This is a genomic window from Streptomyces chiangmaiensis (assembly GCF_036281785.1).
GTDB lineage: Bacteria > Actinomycetota > Actinomycetes > Streptomycetales > Streptomycetaceae > Streptomyces > Streptomyces chiangmaiensis.
In genome coordinates this window covers 1-661 of the sequence record NZ_JAYWVC010000705.1, presented here as the reverse complement: position 1 = coordinate 661, position 661 = coordinate 1, and the positions used below count along the sequence as shown (strand labels likewise).

The following is a 661-nucleotide window of genomic DNA, read 5'->3' as shown; positions in this document are numbered from 1 at the left end:
CGACCTCGTCTCGGCAAACCGGGCCGTGGCCTACCGAATCCACCTGGACGTGCAGCGGGGCCGCTGGTATCTGACGGCATCGTGGACGATCCCGCCGGTCAAGACCGTCCCCCTCGCCCAGGCCCGTGCCGGTGGCCTGGTCGGTGTGGACACCAACGCCGATCACCTGGCCGCCTGGCGGCTGGACAAGCACGGCAACCCGTGCGGTCAGCCCCGCAGATTCTTCTACGATCTCAACGGCCCGGCTGGATACCGTGACGCACAAGTGCGACACGCCCTCACCCGGCTCCTGCACTGGGCCCACCGGCATGATCTGTCCATCGCGATCGAAGATCTCGACTTCACCGCCGAGAAGACCCGCGAAAAACACGGCAGGCGCAAGCGGTTCCGCAAGCTAATCTCCGGCATGCCCGTCTCCAAGCTGCGGGCCCGGCTTGTGTCCATGGCCGCCGAGCTGGGCGTCACGATCGTCGCGGTCGATCCGGCATACACGTCGATGTGGGGGGCTGAGCACTGGCAGACTCCCCTCACCAGCAAGAACCGTAAGACCACCCGTCACGACGCCGCCGGCGTCGCGATTGGACGACGCGCCCTCGGGCACCGCATCCGGCGACGGACGGCACCGCCCCACGACGACCAGAGCGATCGTCGTGGGCATCGG

1 pseudogene is annotated in these 661 nt (G+C 67.9%); it reads left to right on the top strand.

Annotated features, from left to right (window positions below):
* Nucleotides 1–661 (top strand): annotated as a pseudogene (locus VXC91_RS46535) (IS200/IS605 family accessory protein TnpB-related protein); the annotation flags it as partial.